This window comes from Pseudomonas abieticivorans (genome assembly GCF_023509015.1).
GTDB lineage: Bacteria > Pseudomonadota > Gammaproteobacteria > Pseudomonadales > Pseudomonadaceae > Aquipseudomonas > Aquipseudomonas abieticivorans.
The window spans coordinates 7,501-25,510 of the sequence record NZ_CP094975.1 but is presented as its reverse complement, the minus strand read 5'-3'; the positions used below and the strand labels follow the sequence as shown (position 1 = coordinate 25,510).

The 18,010-nt window shown below is 64.4% G+C and carries 15 protein-coding genes (1 of these 15 cut by a window edge); 9 read left to right on the top strand and 6 right to left on the bottom strand.

What is annotated here, in order from left to right; all coding sequences use genetic code 11:
- Positions 1-122 precede the first annotated feature (122 nt).
- A complete protein-coding gene (locus L9B60_RS00110) occupies positions 123-1,067 on the bottom strand; it encodes a LysR family transcriptional regulator (RefSeq protein WP_249674938.1) in 945 nt (314 codons plus the stop codon).
- A 226-nt stretch (positions 1,068-1,293) separates the two neighbouring features.
- On the opposite strand from L9B60_RS00110, the gene L9B60_RS00105 reads away from it, so the two are divergent.
- A complete protein-coding gene (locus L9B60_RS00105) occupies positions 1,294-2,379 on the top strand; it encodes a Gfo/Idh/MocA family protein (protein WP_249674937.1) in 1,086 nt (361 codons plus the stop codon).
- 43 nt (positions 2,380-2,422) lie between these two features.
- Complete coding sequence (locus tag L9B60_RS00100; protein WP_249674936.1) at positions 2,423-3,355, top strand: AEC family transporter; 933 nt, start codon at positions 2,423-2,425, stop codon at positions 3,353-3,355.
- On the opposite strand, the gene rarD is transcribed toward L9B60_RS00100, so the two are convergent.
- Complete coding sequence (gene rarD, locus L9B60_RS00095; protein ID WP_438866043.1) at positions 3,352-4,287, bottom strand: EamA family transporter RarD; 936 nt, start codon at positions 4,285-4,287, stop codon at positions 3,352-3,354. The two genes, L9B60_RS00100 and rarD, sit on opposite strands and share 4 nt — an antisense overlap.
- 140 nt (positions 4,288-4,427) lie before the next feature.
- Here rarD and L9B60_RS00090 point away from each other — a divergent pair, with 140 nt between their 5' ends.
- The 5 genes from L9B60_RS00090 (at position 4,428) to L9B60_RS00070 (ending at position 11,178) form a co-directional block, all read left to right on the top strand.
- Entirely contained in the window at positions 4,428-6,752 is a 2,325-nt protein-coding gene (locus tag L9B60_RS00090) for an FdhF/YdeP family oxidoreductase (protein ID WP_249674933.1), read from the top strand.
- A 66-nt stretch (positions 6,753-6,818) separates the two neighbouring features.
- Positions 6,819-8,210 (top strand): FAD/NAD(P)-binding protein, encoded by a 1,392-nt coding sequence (locus L9B60_RS00085; protein WP_249674931.1) that lies wholly within the window; start codon positions 6,819-6,821, stop codon positions 8,208-8,210.
- A 52-nt stretch (positions 8,211-8,262) separates the two neighbouring features.
- On the top strand, positions 8,263-8,814 hold the full coding sequence (locus tag L9B60_RS00080) for a GtrA family protein (protein ID WP_249674930.1): 552 nt from the start codon (positions 8,263-8,265) through the stop codon (positions 8,812-8,814).
- Positions 8,753-9,562: a glycosyltransferase gene (locus tag L9B60_RS00075; RefSeq protein ID WP_249674928.1), complete on the top strand. Its 810-nt coding sequence runs from the start codon at positions 8,753-8,755 to the stop codon at positions 9,560-9,562. The genes L9B60_RS00080 and L9B60_RS00075 overlap by 62 nt, the downstream gene beginning before the upstream one ends.
- A complete protein-coding gene (locus L9B60_RS00070; RefSeq protein WP_249674926.1) occupies positions 9,559-11,178 on the top strand; it encodes a glycosyltransferase family 39 protein in 1,620 nt (539 codons plus the stop codon). Before L9B60_RS00075 ends, L9B60_RS00070 begins: the two co-directional genes overlap by 4 nt.
- Here the strand turns inward: L9B60_RS00070 and L9B60_RS00065 are convergent.
- Together L9B60_RS00065 and L9B60_RS00060 are read right to left on the bottom strand one after the other, a co-directional pair.
- Complete coding sequence (locus tag L9B60_RS00065) at positions 11,161-12,261, bottom strand: sigma-54 interaction domain-containing protein (RefSeq protein WP_249674924.1); 1,101 nt, start codon at positions 12,259-12,261, stop codon at positions 11,161-11,163. The two genes, L9B60_RS00070 and L9B60_RS00065, sit on opposite strands and share 18 nt — an antisense overlap.
- A 9-nt stretch (positions 12,262-12,270) precedes the next feature.
- A complete protein-coding gene (locus L9B60_RS00060; RefSeq protein ID WP_249674922.1) occupies positions 12,271-13,458 on the bottom strand; it encodes an acyl-CoA dehydrogenase family protein in 1,188 nt (395 codons plus the stop codon).
- A 451-nt stretch (positions 13,459-13,909) separates the two neighbouring features.
- Here L9B60_RS00060 and L9B60_RS00055 point away from each other — a divergent pair, with 451 nt between their 5' ends.
- Entirely contained in the window at positions 13,910-14,173 is a 264-nt protein-coding gene (locus L9B60_RS00055; RefSeq protein WP_249674921.1) for a hypothetical protein, read from the top strand.
- A gap of 3 nt (positions 14,174-14,176) precedes the next feature.
- On the opposite strand, the gene L9B60_RS00050 is transcribed toward L9B60_RS00055, so the two are convergent.
- Positions 14,177-14,947 carry an alpha/beta hydrolase family protein gene (locus L9B60_RS00050; protein ID WP_249674920.1) on the bottom strand — a complete coding sequence of 257 codons (771 nt, stop codon included), beginning with the start codon at positions 14,945-14,947 and terminating at the stop codon, positions 14,177-14,179.
- Entirely contained in the window at positions 14,934-16,034 is a 1,101-nt protein-coding gene (locus tag L9B60_RS00045) for a DUF3182 family protein (protein WP_249674918.1), read from the bottom strand. Before L9B60_RS00045 ends, L9B60_RS00050 begins: the two co-directional genes overlap by 14 nt.
- Before the next feature lie 189 nt (positions 16,035-16,223).
- Here L9B60_RS00045 and L9B60_RS00040 point away from each other — a divergent pair, with 189 nt between their 5' ends.
- On the top strand, positions 16,224-18,010 hold the 5' portion of the coding sequence (locus L9B60_RS00040) for an aminopeptidase P family protein (protein ID WP_249674915.1). The gene runs 22 nt beyond the window's last position; the window shows 1,787 of its 1,809 coding nt (coding positions 1-1,787); the start codon lies at positions 16,224-16,226; the stop codon falls past the right edge of the window.

Genomic DNA, 18,010 nt, shown 5'->3' with positions numbered 1-18,010 from the left:
GATCCAGTATTCTGGACCTCGAACTTGCGGGTCGCAAACGTGTAGAAAATTTCATGCCAGAAGTAGCACGTTCGTACCAGGGAGTAACAAAAATGAGACACAGGTCGTGAAACAGCGGCCGGTCAAGCTTCTGTCATGAGTGCCAAAGGGCCCGTGGTCAGGCGTTCGCGCAGGGTTTGCACGCACACGCCGATCTTCTGCGACTCGCTGGCCCGCGCCGTGGTCACGGCCCACACGTCGGCCGGTTGGCGGTAGGCGGGCAGCACATGCACCAATTCGCCCGCGCGCAGGCTGGCGGCCACGTCCCAGATCGAGGCCATGATGATGCCGTAGCCATCATGCGCCCACACCCGCACGATGTCGCTGTGGTTGGAGGCCATGGGGCCGGTGACTTTCACGCTCTCTTCGCCGCCGGGGCCCGCCAGGCGCCACACGCCGAAGCGCTGGTCGCGTTCGCGAAACAGCAGGCAGTCGTGGTGCGCCAGGTCTGCCAGGTTGCGCGGCGTGCCGCGCCGTTCCAGGTAGGCGGGCGCCGCGCACAGGATGCGGAAACTGCTGCAGATGCGGTGGGCGATCAGGTGCTGCTCCAGCACCTCGCCCACGCGGATGTCGATGTCGAAATTGTCGGCGATCAGGTCGGCGCGGCGGTCCAACAGTTCCAGCCACACTTCCAGGGCCGGGTATTGTTGGCGCAGTTGCGACAGCACCGGGGCGATGTATTCGCGGCCCAGGCGCAGGCTGGAACTGATGCGGATCACCCCGCGCGGTTCGTCGCGCACCCCGGACACGGCCTGGAGCATGTCGTCGACGTTGCCCAGAATCTTCTGCGCCCACACGAAGGCCGTCTCGCCATCGGCGGTGATGTTCACCCGCCGGGTGGTGCGCTGGAACAGTTTTACCCCCAGGGTCTGCTCCAGCACCGAGATGCGCTTGCTGACATGGGCCGGGGAAATGCCGGTTTCCTGGGAGGCGGCAATGAAGCTGGCGCGCCGGGCCACGCAGCAGAACAACTGCAGGTCGCGCAGGAAAGGATCATTGTTCGCTAATGGCGCATTCTGAATCTTCATAACGACCGATTATGTCTTAATAGCCTTGGTTTAATCTAGGTTCTGTACGAAATGTGTTCCAGCGAAGGCCAGGCAAGGCGAAAACAGGCGAGGAAAGGACCGGGGTCGCGCTCGACTTGACTGGTTGTCAATGAGCATTCCGAGCCTGTTTTCAACGCAGCATGGCCGAGCTGGGATACGTTTCGTACAGAGCCTAGGTTCACTCATAACAACAACGAGACTCTTTATGCAGCCCATTAGCATTGCCGTCGCCGGCGCCGGCATGATCGGCCTTCGCCACATCGAACTGGTGCAGGCCAGCCCCGATTGCCAACTGCTGGCCATCGTCGACCCTTCACCGGCTGCCGCGAAAGTCGCCGAGGCTGCGCAGGTGCCGCTTTACGCCTCCCTGGAGCAGCTGTTTGCCGAACAGCACCCGGACGGCGTCATCCTGGCCACCCCCAACCACTTGCACGTGGAGCAAGCACTGGCTTGCCTGGCTGCGGGTGTCTGCGCCCTGGTGGAAAAGCCCCTGGCGCATACCCTGGAGCAGGGCGAGCGGTTGTACGCTGCCGCGCAACAGGCCAAGGTCAAGCTGCTGGTGGGGCACCACCGAGCGCACAGCCCGATCCTGGAAAAAGCCCGCCAGGTCATCGAACAGGGCGAATTGGGCGACGTGGTCGCGGTGATGGGCAGCGCGCTGTTCTACAAGCCCGACAGCTATTTTGATGCCGCACCGTGGCGTCGCGAGATCGGCGCCGGGCCGATCCTGCTCAACCTGATCCATGAGATCGGCAACCTGCGGGCCTTGTGCGGCGAGATCGTCTCGGTGCAGGCGTTGGCGTCCAACGCCACCCGTGGCCATGCGGTGGAAGACACCACGGCGATCAGCCTGCGCTTTGCCAATGGCGCGCTGGGTAGTTTTTTGCTGTCCGACACCGCGGCCTCCGCGCGCAGTTGGGAGCAAACCAGTGAAGAGAACAAGACCTACGCCAGCTACGCCGATGAAGACTGCTACCACATCGCCGGCACCCAAGGCTCGCTGGGCGTGCCGACCCTGCGCCTCAAGCGCTACGCCAACCGCGAAGACCGCTCGTGGTGGACGCCCTTCGACGTGTCTGAAGTGGCCTTGGTCCGCGAAGACCCGCTGGCGCGTCAACTGGCACACTTTTGCCAGGTGATCCGTGGCCAGTGCGAGCCCTTGGTCAACGCTTGGGATGGCCTGCAGAACTTACGTGTGGTGGATGCGATTGCCGAGGCAACGCGCACGGGCGGCACCGTCACCCTGTCATTGCACCGCAACGGGTTACCTGTCATCGCAAACATGAAGTAACCTGTCGGTACACAATAAAAAACGCTGGCCGAGGGGGTTCTCGTTGCTCGAAGTGCTTGGCATTACCGCACCGATTTTCATCCTGATCGGCCTCGGCTACCTGGCGTCCACGCTCAACGTGCTCAGCCGCGAACAGATGCGCGGCGTGGGTACCTTTGTCATCACCTTCGCCATGCCGGCCCTGGTGATCAAGGCGCTGGCCCAGCGGCCGATCGGCGAAGTGTTCAACGCCCACTACCTGCTGGCGTACGGCCTGGCCTCGCTGGGCAGTTTTGCCGTGGGTATGGCGGTGTTCTACAAGTGGCGCAAGGCAACGCTTGAAAACAGCGCCATTGCCGCCATGGGCATGTCGGTGTCCAATAGCGGCTTCATTGGCTACCCGATCGCCGCGATGATCGCCGGCGACCAGGCCGTGGTCGCCCTGGCGCTGGGCATGATCATCGAGAACCTGGTGATGATCCCCCTGGCCTTGGCCCTGGCCGAAGCCGGCCAGCAACAAGGCGGCTCCACCAAAGTGGTGCTGCTGGAAACCCTGCGGCGCCTGTCACGCAACCCATTGATCGTCGCCATCATCATCGGCGGCAGCCTGTCGCTGTCGGGCTGGCGCATCCCGGTGGCACCGCTCAAGGTCATCGACATGCTCTCGCTGGCCGCGGCGCCGGCGGCATTGTTCGTGATCGGTGGCGTGCTCTACGGCACCAAGGTGCGCGGGCAATTGGGCGAGATCGGCCTGATCAGCAGCGGCAAGCTGGTGGTGCACCCGCTGCTGGTGGGGCTGATGTTCTGGCTGTTTCACGACCTGCCGCTGCCGATGATGCTGGCCGGGCTGGTGCTGGCCAGCGCGCCGATGATGAGCGTGTACCCCATCCTGGGCCAGCGCTATGGGGTGGAGGGGCGCTGCGCGGCGGCGCTGGTGATCACCACCCTGGCGTCCTTCTTTACCATCAGCCTGTTGTTGATCGTGATGCGCGGCTAAACGCTGCGCCGGCGCTGGCGCAGCAAATGCTTGAAGCCTTCGATGATCAGCACCACCACCGCCAGCCAGATCGGAAGGTAGGTCAGCCACTGGTCACGGGCGATGCTTTCGCCCAGCAGCAGCGCCACGCCCACCAACAAAACCGGCTCTACATAGCTGAGCAGGCCAAACAGGCTGAAGGGCAGCAGCTTGCTGGCCATCACGTAGCTCACCAGGGCCAGGGCGCTAATCATGCCCAGCACCGGGATCAGCCCGTAGAGGGCCGGGTGGGCGGCCATGTCACCGGTCGACAGCGGGCCTTTCACTACAAACCACAAGGCTGCGGGCAACATCAGGCACATGTCTGTCCACAGGCCGCCCAGGTGGTTATTGCTGCATTTTCGCCGCAGCACGAAGTACACCGGGTAACCGCTGGCCACCAGCAAGGTTTCCCAGGCGAAGCTGCCGTGTTGGTACAGCTCATGGCCGACGCCGCACACGGCAAAAAACACCGCGACCTTCTGCAGGTACGACAGCCGCTCGCCGTACACCACGCGGCCGGTCAGCACCATGGTCAGCGGCAGCAGGAAATAGCCCAGCGACACCTCCAGGCTGCGCCCGTGCAGGGGCGCCCAGAGGAACAGCCACAGTTGCACGCCCATCAACGCCGAGGTGCCCATGCACCCCAACAGCAACACCGGGTTGGCGCGAATGCGCCGCAACACGTCCACGGCCAGGTGCCAGTCCTTGCTGATGATCATGAACAGGGTGACGCAGGGCAGGGTCAGCAGCATGCGCCAGCCAAAGATCTCCTCGCCCGTGAGCGGAGTTAACAGCGAGGTATAGAAGTACATCACGGCGAATAACATGGACGCCATGACGGACGAGATGATGCCTTTGGACAAGAGAGCCTCGGGAAGCGGGGGAGTTGACTGGCAGGTTAAGGCCGCCATGATCGCATCCGGGGCCGCACCTGTCACGGTCGACCAAAGCGTGATAGAGGGCCTCGATAACCGGGTCGAGCATAACAATTGGACGGGGCCAGGGGCGCGGGGCACCCTTTGCGCAGGTTCCGTTTACCAGAGAGTGCGCCATGGCCCAGGTCGATCGTTTCAAACCTTACAAAGGTGCCGCTGCCGGCTGGGGCGCGCTGATCGCCGTGACCCAGAACTGGCTGGGCAGCAAGAATGCCTTCAAGAATATCCGCACCATGCTCAAGACCAACCAGAACGGCGGCTTCGACTGCCCGGGTTGCGCCTGGGGCGAATCGCCGGAAAACGGCATGGTCAAGTTCTGCGAGAACGGCGCCAAGGCGGTCAACTGGGAGGCCACCAGCCGTCGGGTCGACCCTGCCTTCTTTGCCAAGCACAGCGTGTCGACGCTGGCCGGCCAAAGCGATTACTGGTTGGAGTACCAAGGCCGCCTGACCCACCCCATGCGCTACGATGCGGCCAGCGATCGCTACGTGCAAACCAGTTGGGAGGAGGCGTACGCGCTGATCGCCCGGCACCTCAATGGCCTGGAATCACCCGACCAGGCAGAGTTCTACACCTCGGGCCGGGCCAGCAACGAAGCGGCGTTCCTGTATCAGCTGTTCGTGCGTGCCTTTGGCACCAACAATTTCCCCGATTGCTCCAACATGTGCCACGAAGCCAGCGGCGTGAGCATGAAAGAGACCCTGGGCGTGGGCAAAGGCACGGTGGTGTTCCATGACCTGGAAGAGGCCGACGCGATTTTTGTCATCGGCCAGAACCCCGGCACCAACCACCCGCGCATGTTGGAACCGCTGCGCGAGGCGGTGCAGCGCGGCGCCCAGGTGATTTGCATCAACCCGCTCAAGGAGCGCGGCCTGGAACGTTTCCAGCACCCGCAGCACCCGCTGGAAATGCTCACCAACGGCGACAAGCCGACCAACACCGCGTACTTTCGCCCGGCCTTGGGCGGCGACATGGCAGTGTTCCGTGGCATCGCCAAATTCCTCTTGCAGTGGGAGCGCCAAGCCCAGGCCAACGGCAGCGAGGCGGTGTTTGACCACGCTTTCATTGCCGAGCATACCGCCGGCATGGACGCGTACCTGGCTGAAGTGGACGCCACCGAGTGGGCGCACATCGAACAGCAGTCGGGCATGACCCTGGCCGACATCGAGCTGGCGGCCGGCATGTACCGCAAGGCCAAGCGGGTGATCATGTGCTGGGCCATGGGCCTGACCCAGCATCGCCATTCGGTGCCGACCATCCAGGAAGTGATCAACGTGCAACTGCTGCGCGGCAACGTTGGCCGCCCCGGTGCCGGGCTGTCGCCGGTGCGTGGCCACAGCAACGTGCAGGGCGACCGCACCATGGGCATCGATGAGAAACCCTCCGAGGCCCTGCTCGACGCCATCCAGAAGCGCTTCGCCTTCAATGTGCCGCGCCACCACGGCCACAACGCGGTCATGGCCATTGCCGCCATGGAGGAGAAGCGTGCCAAGGTGTTCATCGCCCTGGGTGGCAACTTCGCCCAGGCCACCCCGGACACCCCGCGCACCCACGCCGCGCTGCGCAACTGCGACCTGACCGTGCACATCGCCACCAAGCTCAACCGCAGCCACCTGGTGATGGGCAAGCAGGCGTTGATTTTGCCGTGCCTGGGCCGCACCGACATCGACGTGCAGGCCGAGGGCGTGCAAGGCATCACCGTCGAAGACACCTTCAGCATGGTGCACATCTCCCACGGCCAGCTCAAACCCAAGTCGCCGCTGTTGCGCTCTGAGCCGGCGATCATTGCCGGCATCGCCGAGGCCACCTTGGGCAAGCACCCGATCGACTGGAGCTGGGCGGTGGCCGACTACGCGCGCATCCGCGACCTGATCGCCGACACCCTGCCCGGTTTTGAGCATTTCAACCAGCGCCTGCAGCACCCCGGTGGCTTTCACCTGGGCAACAACGCGGCCCAGCGCATCTGGAAAACCCAGACTGGCAAGGCCCAGTTCAGTGCCAGCGTGCTGCCCGAGCACCTGATCGATGAGGGCGTGCGCAAGCTGGCGGTCAAGCCGCAGTTGATCCTGCAGACGATGCGCTCCCACGATCAATACAACACCACCCTGTACGGCCTGGACGACCGTTACCGTGGGGTGTACGGCATGCGCGACGTGGTCTTCGTCAACGAGAAGGACATTCGCAAGCTGGGCTACGAGCCTGGGCAGAAGGTCGACCTGGTGTCGCTGTGGGGCGATGAGCGCGAGCGGCGGGTCAGCGGTTTCACCCTGATTGCCTACGACATTCCCGAAGGGCAGGCGGCGGCGTATTACCCGGAGACCAACCCGCTGGTGCCGCTGGAAAGTTATGGCGACCGCACCTTTACGCCGACCTCCAAGTTCGTGGCGATTCGCCTGGAGGCTGCCCGGCAAAGCAGCCTGATCAACGCCAAGGCGGGTTGACCGGCAACGGTTGTGCCCGGCCCCGGCGCTCTGCGATGATCAGTGCCCGACCCCACGGAGCACCACATGAGCACTCTCTTGATCATCGGTGGCGGCCTGAGCGGTGCGCTGTTGGCCGCGCAGTCGCTGCGCCTGCCGGGCCAGCGGCGCATCCTGGTGATCGAGCCGCGCAGCGAACTGGGGCGCGGCGAGGCCTACAGCGCGACTGAACTGGGCCATACCCTGAACGGCAACGCCGCGCGCATGAGCGTGGACCCCGACAACCCCGACGACCTGACCCAGTGGCTCACCGAGTACCTGGCCGCTGGCGGCTGGCCCCAGGCCCATGAACAAGCGGTGCCGGTCGCCGAACTGTTCCCGCCGCGCGGGCTGTTCGGGGTGTATGTGCAGCAGCGCCTGGCGCAGGCCCAGGCGCTGGGCGCGCAATGGGGTTCGAGCGTGGAACACGTGCGCGCCGAGGCCTGCGACCTTCAGGTGCTGACCGGCGCCGTGCAGGTCACGCTCAACGACGGGCGCACGGTGTTCGCCGACCAGGCCGTGTTGGCCACCGGTATGTTTGCCGCGGCGCGCACCCCGCAGCGCCAGTCCTTGGGCGTTAATGCCGCTGCCGTCGACCCTTGGGATGTCGCGGCCATGGCCCGGCTCGACCCTTTGGGCAAGGTGCTGATCATCGGCTCCGGGTTGACCATGGTCGATGCCGTGGTGTCGCTGCAACAGGCCGGGCATCGCGGGCCGATCCAGGTGTATTCGCGCCACGGGCTATTGCCCCATGTGCGCCGCCAGCCACCGGCCTGGGCGGATTTTCTGGCGGCGGACGCGAGCCTGCGCAGCCCGTTGCAGATTTTCCGCGCGCTGCGTCACGAATGCCGCCAGGCCATGGCCGCAGGTGTCGATTGGCAGGCGCCGCTGGACACCGTGCGGGCCAATATCGGCCGGCTCTGGAGCCAGGCCAGCGAACGGCACAAGCGTCAATTCGTGCGGCACCTGCGGCCGTGGTGGGAAAGCCACCATCACCGTTCACCGCCGTTGAGTGCGCAGGTGCTGGCATCGCTGGTGGCGGCGGGCCGCTTGCACATACACGCCGCATCCTTGCAAGGGTTGGCACCCGCCGAGCCCGGCCAGGTCGCCATCCGCCTGCGCGATCGGGGGCAGGCCGATACACGCGTCGAACACGGCGTGGCACTCATCAATTCCACCGGCATCGAATACGACTGGCGGCGGGTCGACCGTGCCTTGCCACGCCAATTGCTGGCCCGCGGGCTGGTGCAGCCGGGGCCACTGGCACTGGGCATCGCCGCCGACGGCAGCGGCGCCGTGGTGGCGGCCGACGGCCAGGTGGCCACGCGCCTGTTCGCCATGGGGCCGCCCTTGCGCGGGCTGTGGTGGGAGAGCACGGCGGTGACCGATGTGGCGCTGCAGGCCAAGGCGTTGGCGGTGAAGCTGGCAGCAAATAACTAAGGATGTACTAATCTTTAGACGGGCCCTGGAGGGCTTCCTCCTGGGGTTCGACATGCGACCTACTGCCATAGACATAGCCAGGCTCAAGCGATTTGGCCTGGTAGGCGTCGTCAACACGGTGCTCGACGCGGGTCTGTTCAACCTGCTGACCTGGCATGTGATCGCTTTGCGGGTGTTGTGGGCTTCAGTGCTTGCCGGCACCTTGGCGATGCTCAACAGCTTTGTCGCCAACCAGCGCTTCACCTTCCGCGCCCGCCACACCCCACTGCGCAGGGTGGCGCTGTTTATCGTCATCACTTTGCTGGGTATCTATGCGATCCGGCCATTGATCCTCGACCTTTTCCTCACGGTTTGGCTGTGGCCGGCAGACCGGCTGCAGGCGTTGCTGGCCTGGGGTGGGGTGGCGGCTGACGGTGACTTTGTGCGGCGCAACCTGGGCTGGCTGGTGGCGGTCGCGGTGGCAATGCTTTTCAACTACGTGGGCTATCGGGAATGTGTCTTTGTGCCAGAGCGCGCGCGAGCGCTCGAGGGTGAACTGAAAAATGCCGCTATTGATCCAGAACAACAAGAATATCGATCTGTCGATCATCATCCCGGTCTATAACGAAGCGGTGCCGCTGCTCGGTGAGCCGCGCATCCTCAATAGCCTGCGGCGCCTGCGCCAGTACATGGCCGCGCAGGCGCCGCACATGGATTACGAAGTGCTGGTGGTGGACGCCTGCAGCCCGGACGGCAGCGCCGACCTGGTCGCCGACCTGCAGCAGCGTGACCGACGCGTGCGCCTGCTGCAGGCCGGGCCCAAACCTGCGGGGCAGTTCACCAAGGGTCGCCAGGTGGCGATGGGCATGCTGTTGGCGCGCGGGCGCTACGCCATGTTCATGGACGCCGACCTCGCCACGCCCTTGTGGCACTTGCAGCAGGTGTTCAGCCTGATGGCACGCAACCTGCCCATCGGCATTGGCGTGCGTGACCTGCAGCGTTCGCACCACGGCGTGCGCAAGCTGGTGTCGGTGCTCGGCAACCTGTTGGTGCGCAGCGTGCTGATTGGCGACGTGCCGGACACCCAGTGCGGCTTCAAGGCGTTCCGGCGTGACGTTGCCCAACAGATTTTCGCCCGCCAACGCATTCACAGCTGGGGCTTTGACCTGGAGGTGCTGGCGCTGGCCCAGCACTACCACTACGACCTTGCCTTGATCAATGTGCTCGATTGGCAGGACATCGCCGAGGGCAGCAAGGTGGGCGAGCGCACGGCGTTCAAGGCCGCGCTCAAGGTGCTGCCGGACATTATGTGGATCAAGTGGAACCTGCTGACGGGCCGCTACGACCAGCAGTCGCTGTCGGCGCCGGCATGACCGCGTCACTGCCCACGCACCTCGCCGCCCAGGCACCGGTTGGTGTGCTGTGGCGCGCGCCGCAACTGTGGTGGCTGCTGGCACTGGCCCTGGGCGTGCGCGCCTGGCAGTTGGGCAGCCCGGTGCTGTGGTATGACGAAGCCTACAGCGTGATGCTCGGCCAGTTACCCCTTGGGCAAATATGGGCGCTGGCCGGGCACGATGTTCATCCGCCCTTGTACTACCTGTTGCTGCACGGCTGGATGGCCCTGTTCGGTGACAGCGTGCCGGCGGTGCGCAGCTTGAGTGTGCTGGCGGGGGGCGTGAGCGTGCTGCTGGCGGTATGGTTGGTGCGCCTGCTGGCCACGGCGCGGGCCGCCTGGCTGGCCGGGCTGTTGCTGGCGGTGCTGCCGATTGCCGTGCGCTACAGCCAGGAGGCGCGCATGTACGCGCTGTTGGTGGTGTGGTTGCTGGGCGCGACCTTGGCGTTGGTGTATTGGTTGCGGGCGCCCGCGCGGGTCGCGCCGTTGGTGGTTTACGGGCTGTTGATGAGTGCGGGTTTCTACACCCATTATTTCACGGCGCTGGCGGTGTTGGCCCACTGGAGTTACCTGGCATTGGCCCGCTTGCGCACGGGCAACCGCGGCCTGCTTGCCCCGCGCTGGTGGCTGGTGAATGCCGCGATCGCGGCCTGCTTTCTGCCCTGGGTGCCGCACCTGCTGGCGCAACTGGCTGGCGCCGGTAACCTGGACTGGGTGCCGGCGCCCACGGCCCAGGCCTTGCCGGGGATTTTCTGGCAGTTCCTGATACTGGGCCCCGGCAGCGGTTTGCCGGCGCCGATCTGGTGGCTGTTGCCGTTGGTGGTGTGGGCGGTATTGGGCACGCTGGTGTGGCGCGATCGCGGCGAGCGACAGTTCGACACATTGCTGGTGTGTTGTGCCTTGGTGCCCCTGTTGGGCGCGTTGTTGATGTCCCTGCAGCGCCCATTGTTTTACCCGCGCTATTTGATCTTTGCCGCCTCGATGCTCCCCGTGGTGCTGGGCGTGGCCATCGATCGCGGGTTGAGCGCCCACCGCCCGGCGGCGGCCTTGCTGTTGGCAATGACCCTGTGGCTCAGCGGCTTGGGGTTGTTCAACCTGTACACGGTGGGCGAGGTGGTGCCAGGGGTGGACGCCGGCGACAACCGCCTGGATGAAGTGGGCGCCTACGTCAACCAGCACTACCGAGCGCAGGACGCGCTGGTGGTCGACGCGCCGTTCTGGTATTTCAGCGTGGCCTATTACAACCGCACCCCAGCCACGCCCTGGTTGCTGACCGCGCCGTCGGTCAAGGGCCGGCCCAAGGACAGCGGTGCGCCGAGCGTGCTGTACCCGCGCGCCGACAGCGTTTTTCTCGATCGCTTCAGCCTGCTACCCGCCAGCACCTGCCGGCTGTGGCTGATTGGCGGTGCTAACTTCAACATCGACGACCCGGAGCTTTCCCGCGACTGGTTGAAAACCGGGGGCTACCAGCAGGGCCGCACCATCGCGCGTTTATACGAACGGCGCGGTGCGGGTTGTACCGGTGAGCATCCGCCACGCTGTTGCAGCAGTAACCGTCGTTCGGCCATTGCGCAGGTTTCAAATCGACAATTGTAAGATCCGCTCCTGCTGAATGGTCTCCCCGGGCCTGCGCTTGTTCACCGCCAACTCGCCGATCTTGATCAGACGGGTGCGCGTCACGTTGCGGCTCAGCCCCAGCAGGTTGGCGGTGTGCACCTGGTTGTAATGGCTGAAGCGATAGGCGGCGCGCAGCAAGGCGTCTTCGATTTTTTCATGCAGGGCACCGGCCTGTTCTTCGAAGAGTTTCTGGAACGCACGGTCAAGCAAGGCCTCGGCGCCGTTGTCGATATCCGGGCTGTCATCCTTGCGTTCGATGCGCATGTTCGACAGGCGCAGGTCGTCGCGCTGGATTACCCCGTCGCGGCAGATCAGCAAGGTGTGGTGAATCACGTTTTCCAGTTCACGGATGTTGCCCGGCCAATGGTAGCCGCGCAGCTTCTGCTCGGCCTGGGGGCTGATGGTGACCGGCCCATAGCCTAGGCGCTGGCTGTAACTGTCGATGAAGTGGCGGGTAAGGGGCAGCACGTCACCGGGGCGCTCGCGCAGCGGGCTCAGTTCCAGGCTGACCACATCCAGCCGGTAGAACAGGTCTTCGCGAAAGTGCCCGGCGTTGATGGCTTTTTCCAGTTGCACGTTGGTGGCGGCCAGCACCCGCACGTCGATCGGGATGCTCTTGCGCGAGCCCAGGCGTACCACTTCGCGTTCTTGCAGCACGCGCAGCAACTTGACCTGGATGGGCATCGGCAGGTCGCCGATTTCGTCCAGGAACAGCGTGCCGCCGTTGGCCTCCTCGAACCAGCCGGCCTTGGCGCTGAGGGCGCCGGTGAAGGCGCCTTTTTCATGACCGAACAGCTCCGCCTCCACCAGCGATTCAGAGAAGGCGCCGCAGTTGACCGCCACGAACGGTTTGTTGCGCCGCCCACTGAGGTTGTGGATGTGCCGCGCCACCAGCTCTTTGCCCGTGCCGGTCTCGCCGATGATCAGCACGCTGGCTTCGCTGGGCGCGATTTGTTGCACGTGCGCCAGCAAGGCCTGCGACTTGGGGTCTTCGAACACCTGGGCAGTGGCGCGGATCGAGGTGGCCAGGGCCGGCGAGGGCGGTAAGGTCAGTAGCTGCATGGGGCATCTCTAGGAATAAAAGGTCGGGATGGGTAGCGTCCGGTTCAAGGCCCAGTCGCCGAGCTCGTGGAGTTTGTAGTCCAGCGGGTCGTGCAGGGTTTGCGTGCGCAGGTTGCGCCAGTAGCGGTCCAGGCGCAGCGAGGCGTGGGTGGCACGCGCACCGGTGACCTCGAACAACCGGGTACACAGGTCAAGGCCGGTGCGGCTGGCGGCGACCTTGGCGGTGGCGATGGCCACGGCCAGGTGGCCGCGTTCGTCACTGCTGAGCGCCGGCCCCTTGGCCCAGGCCTGGTCAAGCAGGGTGGTGGCCCGCTCGACCAACAGCCGCACGCCTTCCAACGCGACCCAGAATTCCCCGTAGTGACGCAGGATGTACGGGTCCTGGCTGGCTTGCTGGCTGCTGGACTTGAACCACGGGCGGGTTTCCCGGGCGGTGTATTGGCGGGCCTCGGCAAAGGCGCCTTCGCTGATGCCCAGGAACATGTGGGTGAACGTCAACTGCGCGATCAGCGGGCGCAGGCAGGCGAACGGTGTGCTCAGGGGGCCGGGGTCCAGCAGCAGCTCGGACTCTTCGACCCGCACCCGCTCGAAGGTGGCGCTGCCGCTATCGGTTTGCCGCTGGCCGATGTTGTGCCAGTCGTCATGCAAGGTGATGCCGCTGCGACCGCTGGGGATGGCGGCGATCAGTAACTTGCCGCCGGCGCTTTCATCCACCGCCGAGGCAATCAGCATTTGCGAATCGCTGGCCCCCGAGCAGAAACTCTTTTGCCCGGAAAACTCGCGCCAGCCACCGGCGCCGCGGACCACGGTGCGGGTGTCCAGCGGGTTCAAGGCGTTGCCCCAGAACCACTGCTTGCGCGCGGTCTGTTCGAACCACGGCTGCCACTGGTCGGCGCGGGCGAACAAGCGCACCGTGGCCAGCATCAGGTGGTGGAAGCCAAACACGTGGGCGATGGAGCTATCGACCTTGGCGAACTCGCGAACCACTTCCAGGGTGTCGGACCAGGTGGCGCCCAGGCCGCCGTATTCGCGGGGGATGCTCATGGCCAGCAGCCCGCTGCGGCGCAAGGCGTCACGTTCAGCTTTGGGAGTGCCGCCGCGTTCGTCGCGCTCCACGGCGGTTTCGGCAAAATCGGCGGCCAATTGCCGGGCGATCTCGCGCGGCTGGGCGGGCAGGTGCAACGGGTGCGCACTCACAGGCAAACCCTCATCATCAGGCGCGACAGGGCAACGACTTGCAGGGCACGGGTCATGGTCAATTCCTTAACAGTTGCGCTACGGACACCTGTGGTTAGAGCAATCACCGTACCAAATGCCGCAGCCCTTGAACGGCGTGGCTTGCAGCCGTATTGGTGGTTTTTGAAGGGTGTGCCCTGGCAGTGCTTTTGTTGAAGGGGTGTGGGTGAGGCAACAGTTGCCCGGCAGGCAGTGTTTGGCCGTGGACCCTTTATAGGCAGGTTTTTTTATTCCTCAAAAGATCATTGATTGATATTTATATTCTATTAGTGAATAAGACGCGAAGTGGTTGGTCGAGCGGCAACGAAAAACCAATAGCCACTATCGAGACGGATGATTTTTAAGCGCCGGCCCCAGCCCGTAACCTTGCTCCATACCCACACGACAGACCCGCCGGGAACTGGAGGCACTTATGAATCGCTTGCTCGCATCATCACTGTTGATCGCATTGGCCATCCTCGGCGGTTGCGCTAACCACCCCGAAGAGCGCGGTTACAGCGCGGCCGAAACGCGCGAGCTGGCGCTGGAGCAATTGAGCCGTCGCAGTTTGTCGTTTGATGATTACCAGCAGCAGCGAGCGCGCATCGAACGCGAGCAACCGGCCAGCTTCGGCTACGAAGGGATGGGCGAGGTCAGTGCCGACCGCGGTGCGTTGCAGCACGGCCGGCAAGGTTGAGGTTCAGGAATACCAGGGTGAGTGGTGCGGATACTTCTCCAGCCGTGCGCCAATCACCATCTCGCTGACCCAGGCACTGAGCATTGCGCTGTAGGCTTTTTGATTGGCATCGGTGGACAGCGCATGATCGGCGCCGTCGACCAGGCGGTGGGTCAATGAGTGCGCATTGACGAAGGCCGAGCGGTAACTCATCAAGGTCGTGTGGGGCACGTAGTCGTCGTGCTCGGACTCCACCAACAGCACATCCCCCTCAAATGTTGCACACGCGCCCAACGCCCGGTTGTCGCCAGGGCCCAGGTGTTCCAAGCGATAACTGGCCAGTTCCGTGCGATTGAGCGCGTACTTGGGTACGGTCCATTCATTGTCCCAATACAGCGCAGGCACCCGCAGTGCCAGCCAGCGCACCGGGCGCAGGCTGGACAAGATCGTCGCCAGGTAACCGCCGTAACTGCTGCCGATCACGCAAATGGCCGAGGTGTCGACGGCCGGGTGACTGACCAGTTCGTCGTAAGCGGCCAGCAGGTCTGCCAGGTTCTGTTCGCGGGTCACGCTTTGCCGCTGGCTGGCGGTTTTTTCGTGGCCACGCAAATCGAATGTCAGGCACACACACCCCAGCCCCGTGATGTTCTTGGCGCGCGCCAGGTCGCGTTGCTGGCTGCCGCCCCAGCCATGCACGAAAAGGATGCCCGGCACTTTGGCGCTGGGGCTGAGCAAGGTGCCGGCGATGGTTTCGCCATCCACCTTGATGTCCAGGGGTTCACTACGAATGCTCATAGGCGCGGATCCGTGCGAATTTGCTGATGCTTCCGACTTCACGATCGTCCCCTTGGTAAAACAGCGTGGCATCGGCAGGTACCTGCACGTCACCGAACACTTCATGGGTGGAGGCGCGCACGCAGGTCAGCGCCGGGTTGGCGGCAAAGGCTTCCAGGGCCAGCACTTCGGCGCTGCTGGCGCCGCCCACGCGCCAGGATTGTTCGAGCACGCCGCTGCGCAACTGGCCCAGGTGATTGCGGCCGCGAGCAATGTCGTAGTTGCGCCGCGAAGCGATGAACCCCGGGAAGCAGGCTTGTGCGGCGTGTTCGTAGCGTTGTGCTTGTTCGACGGCCAGGCGCGTGGCGTCGTCCAGTTCCAGTTGTAGCAATTGAGCATAGTCGCCCCGCACCACTACCAGGTCTGATCCGCCGTAAACCAGGGCGCCACTGTGGTCCTCGGTCAATTGTTGGGTACCGTGATAGCTGGCCACGATGCCAGCCACGCACACTTGGCCGACGCTATAGGTACTGACCTCGGTCAGGTTCTCTTCCAGCACCAGGCCCCAGGTCAGTATCTCTTGCTCATCCATGTGGCTGAGCACCAGGTCCAGTTCGTCGCGATCGCGAATGATGGTTTGGCCTCGGCCGGCGGTGGCACGCACCGGCTTGAGCCGTAACGGCGCCTGTTTTAGCAAGTGGGTGGCGGCGGCCTGGGCATCGGCGAGGTTGAACACGGTAAAGCCGCCCAGCAAGGCATCGCCGGCCTGGCGCGCAAAATCGTCGTTCCAGCCTTGCGGCGCACTGGCTTGCGGGAACAAGGCATGGGAAATAGCCTTGGTGGCCATGAATGGCTGGCTGACCAGCCCGCCGAAAAAGTCGCTTTCGTGGCGTATCCCCATGGCCGCGTAACGCGGGTCGGCAATCAGTGTTTGGCTGGGCAGGTAATACAGGTTGGCCTCGCCTTCGCCATCATCGTCCAGAAAGCGTGTGCCCAGCAGGGTTGCGATGCGCTGCGCCAGGTTCCGCTGAACGGCCAGTTCGTGGTCGGGGGTGGGCTTGGATTCGCCCAGCAAGACGACGCCGGCTTTGCGTGGTGTGATGGACATTAGGAAACTCCCTACGCTCGCTTGAGAAAGCAGATGTCATCAAACGCCATGTGTCTGCTTTTATGAATCGCTCGTGCCCGCAATAGTTCAGCCCCGCTGATCAATGGGGTGGGTGACGGTTGCCCAGGTCGCGGCACTGCTCCATTATCTGACCCTATAACGAAGATGACCGTGGTAGCAGGAGAGAACATGAATACGCAGGCTAGCATTGAGGCGCCGGTTGCCGGCCGCCTGGCGCAGATCCGTGAAGTGCTGCAACGCCAAGGCGTGGACGCGCTGCTGGTGCCATCGGCCGACCCGCACCTGTCCGAGTACCTGCCGGGCTACTGGCAGGGCCGCCAATGGTTGTCGGGCTTCCATGGCTCGGTCGGCACCCTGGTGGTGACTGCCGATTTCGCCGGCCTGTGGGCCGATAGCCGCTACTGGGAACAGGCCGACAAGGAGCTGGCTGGCAGCGGCATCCAACTGATGAAGCTGCAACCCGGGCGCCCGGGGCCTTTGGAGTGGTTGGCCGACGAGGTGGCGCAAGGCGGCGTGGTGGCGGTGGATGGCGCGGTGATGGCGGTGGCCTCGGCCCGTACCTTGAAAGAAAAGCTGCAGGTGCGTGACATCGAGCTGCGCACCCAGGAAGACTTGCTGGGGCAGATCTGGGCCGATCGCCCGTCGTTGCCCGGCAACCCGGTGTATGCCCATTCCGCGCCCTATGCCACGCAAAGCCGTGCCGACAAGCTGGCCCACGTGCGCCAGGCGATGCAGGCGCGCGCCGCCGACTGGCATTTCATCGCCACGCTGGATGACATCGCCTGGTTGTTCAACCTGCGCGGCAGCGACGTGTCCTACAACCCGGTGTTCCTTGCGTTCGCGCTGATCAGCCAGGACCAGGCGCTGCTGTTCGTCGCCCCGGAAAAAATCGATGCCACCCTTCGTGCGCAACTGGCAAGCGATGGCGTCACGGTGCGCGATTACCAGGAGGCGGGCGCCGCCCTTGGCGAAGTGCCCGCGACGGCCCGCTTGCTGATCGATCCGGCCAAGGTCACCTGTGGCCTGCTTGACCAGGTGGGCGGCCAGGTCACGCGAGTGGAAGGCATGAACCCCAGCACGTTCGCCAAGTCGCGTAAAAGCGAGGCTGACGCGGCGCACATTCGCCAGGCGATGGAGCAGGATGGCGCGGCGCTGTGCGAATTCTTCGCCTGGCTTGAATCAAGGCTAGGTGTGGCGCCGGTCAGCGAGGTGGATGTCGACGTGCACTTGAGCGCGGCGCGGGCACGTCGGCAGAACTTTGTGTCACTGAGCTTTGCGACCATTGCCGGCTTCAACGGCAACGGGGCGATGCCGCACTACCGGGCGACCGAGGAGTCCCATGCGCAGATCGAAGGCGATGGCCTGCTGCTGATCGACTCGGGTGGCCAATACCTGGGCGGTACCACCGACATCACCCGCATGGTGCCGGTGGGTACGCCGACCCTGGAGCAAAAGCTCGATTGCACCCGGGTGCTCAAGGGCATGATTGCTTTGTCGCGGGCGCGCTTCCCCAAAGGCATCCTCTCACCCCTGCTCGATGCCATCGCCCGGGCGCCGATCTGGGCCGACAACGTCGACTATGGGCATGGCACCGGGCACGGCGTCGGCTATTTCATGAACGTGCACGAGGGGCCGCAGGTGATCGCCTATCAGGCCGCCCCTGCACCGCACACGGCGATGCAGGCCGGCATGATTACCTCGATCGAACCCGGCACCTACCGGCCGGGCCGCTGGGGCGTGCGGATCGAAAACCTGGTACTGAACACAGAGGCGGGGAGCAGTGAGTTTGGCGAGTTCCTGGCGTTCGAAACCCTGACCCTGTGCCCCATCGACACCCGCTGCCTGGTGCTGGAGAAGCTGACGGCCGAGGAGCGCGACTGGCTCAATGGCTACCACGCTGAAGTCAATCGCCGGGTCAGCCCGCTGGTGGACGGCGCGGCGTTGGCGTGGTTGCA

Coding starts and splice junctions, on each gene's coding strand:
- rarD (WP_438866043.1), bottom strand. CDS start 4,287: ATGGCGGCCTTAACCTGCCAGTCAACTCCCCCGCTTCCCGAGGCTCTC.
- L9B60_RS00050 (WP_249674920.1), bottom strand. CDS start 14,947: ATGAGCATTCGTAGTGAACCCCTGGACATCAAGGTGGATGGCGAAACC.
- L9B60_RS00105 (WP_249674937.1), top strand. CDS start 1,294: ATGCAGCCCATTAGCATTGCCGTCGCCGGCGCCGGCATGATCGGCCTT.
- L9B60_RS00055 (WP_249674921.1), top strand. CDS start 13,910: ATGAATCGCTTGCTCGCATCATCACTGTTGATCGCATTGGCCATCCTC.
- L9B60_RS00045 (WP_249674918.1), bottom strand. CDS start 16,034: ATGTCCATCACACCACGCAAAGCCGGCGTCGTCTTGCTGGGCGAATCC.
- L9B60_RS00080 (WP_249674930.1), top strand. CDS start 8,263: ATGCGACCTACTGCCATAGACATAGCCAGGCTCAAGCGATTTGGCCTG.
- L9B60_RS00085 (WP_249674931.1), top strand. CDS start 6,819: ATGAGCACTCTCTTGATCATCGGTGGCGGCCTGAGCGGTGCGCTGTTG.
- L9B60_RS00090 (WP_249674933.1), top strand. CDS start 4,428: ATGGCCCAGGTCGATCGTTTCAAACCTTACAAAGGTGCCGCTGCCGGC.
- L9B60_RS00065 (WP_249674924.1), bottom strand. CDS start 12,261: ATGCAGCTACTGACCTTACCGCCCTCGCCGGCCCTGGCCACCTCGATC.
- L9B60_RS00075 (WP_249674928.1), top strand. CDS start 8,753: ATGCCGCTATTGATCCAGAACAACAAGAATATCGATCTGTCGATCATC.
- L9B60_RS00070 (WP_249674926.1), top strand. CDS start 9,559: ATGACCGCGTCACTGCCCACGCACCTCGCCGCCCAGGCACCGGTTGGT.
- L9B60_RS00110 (WP_249674938.1), bottom strand. CDS start 1,067: ATGAAGATTCAGAATGCGCCATTAGCGAACAATGATCCTTTCCTGCGC.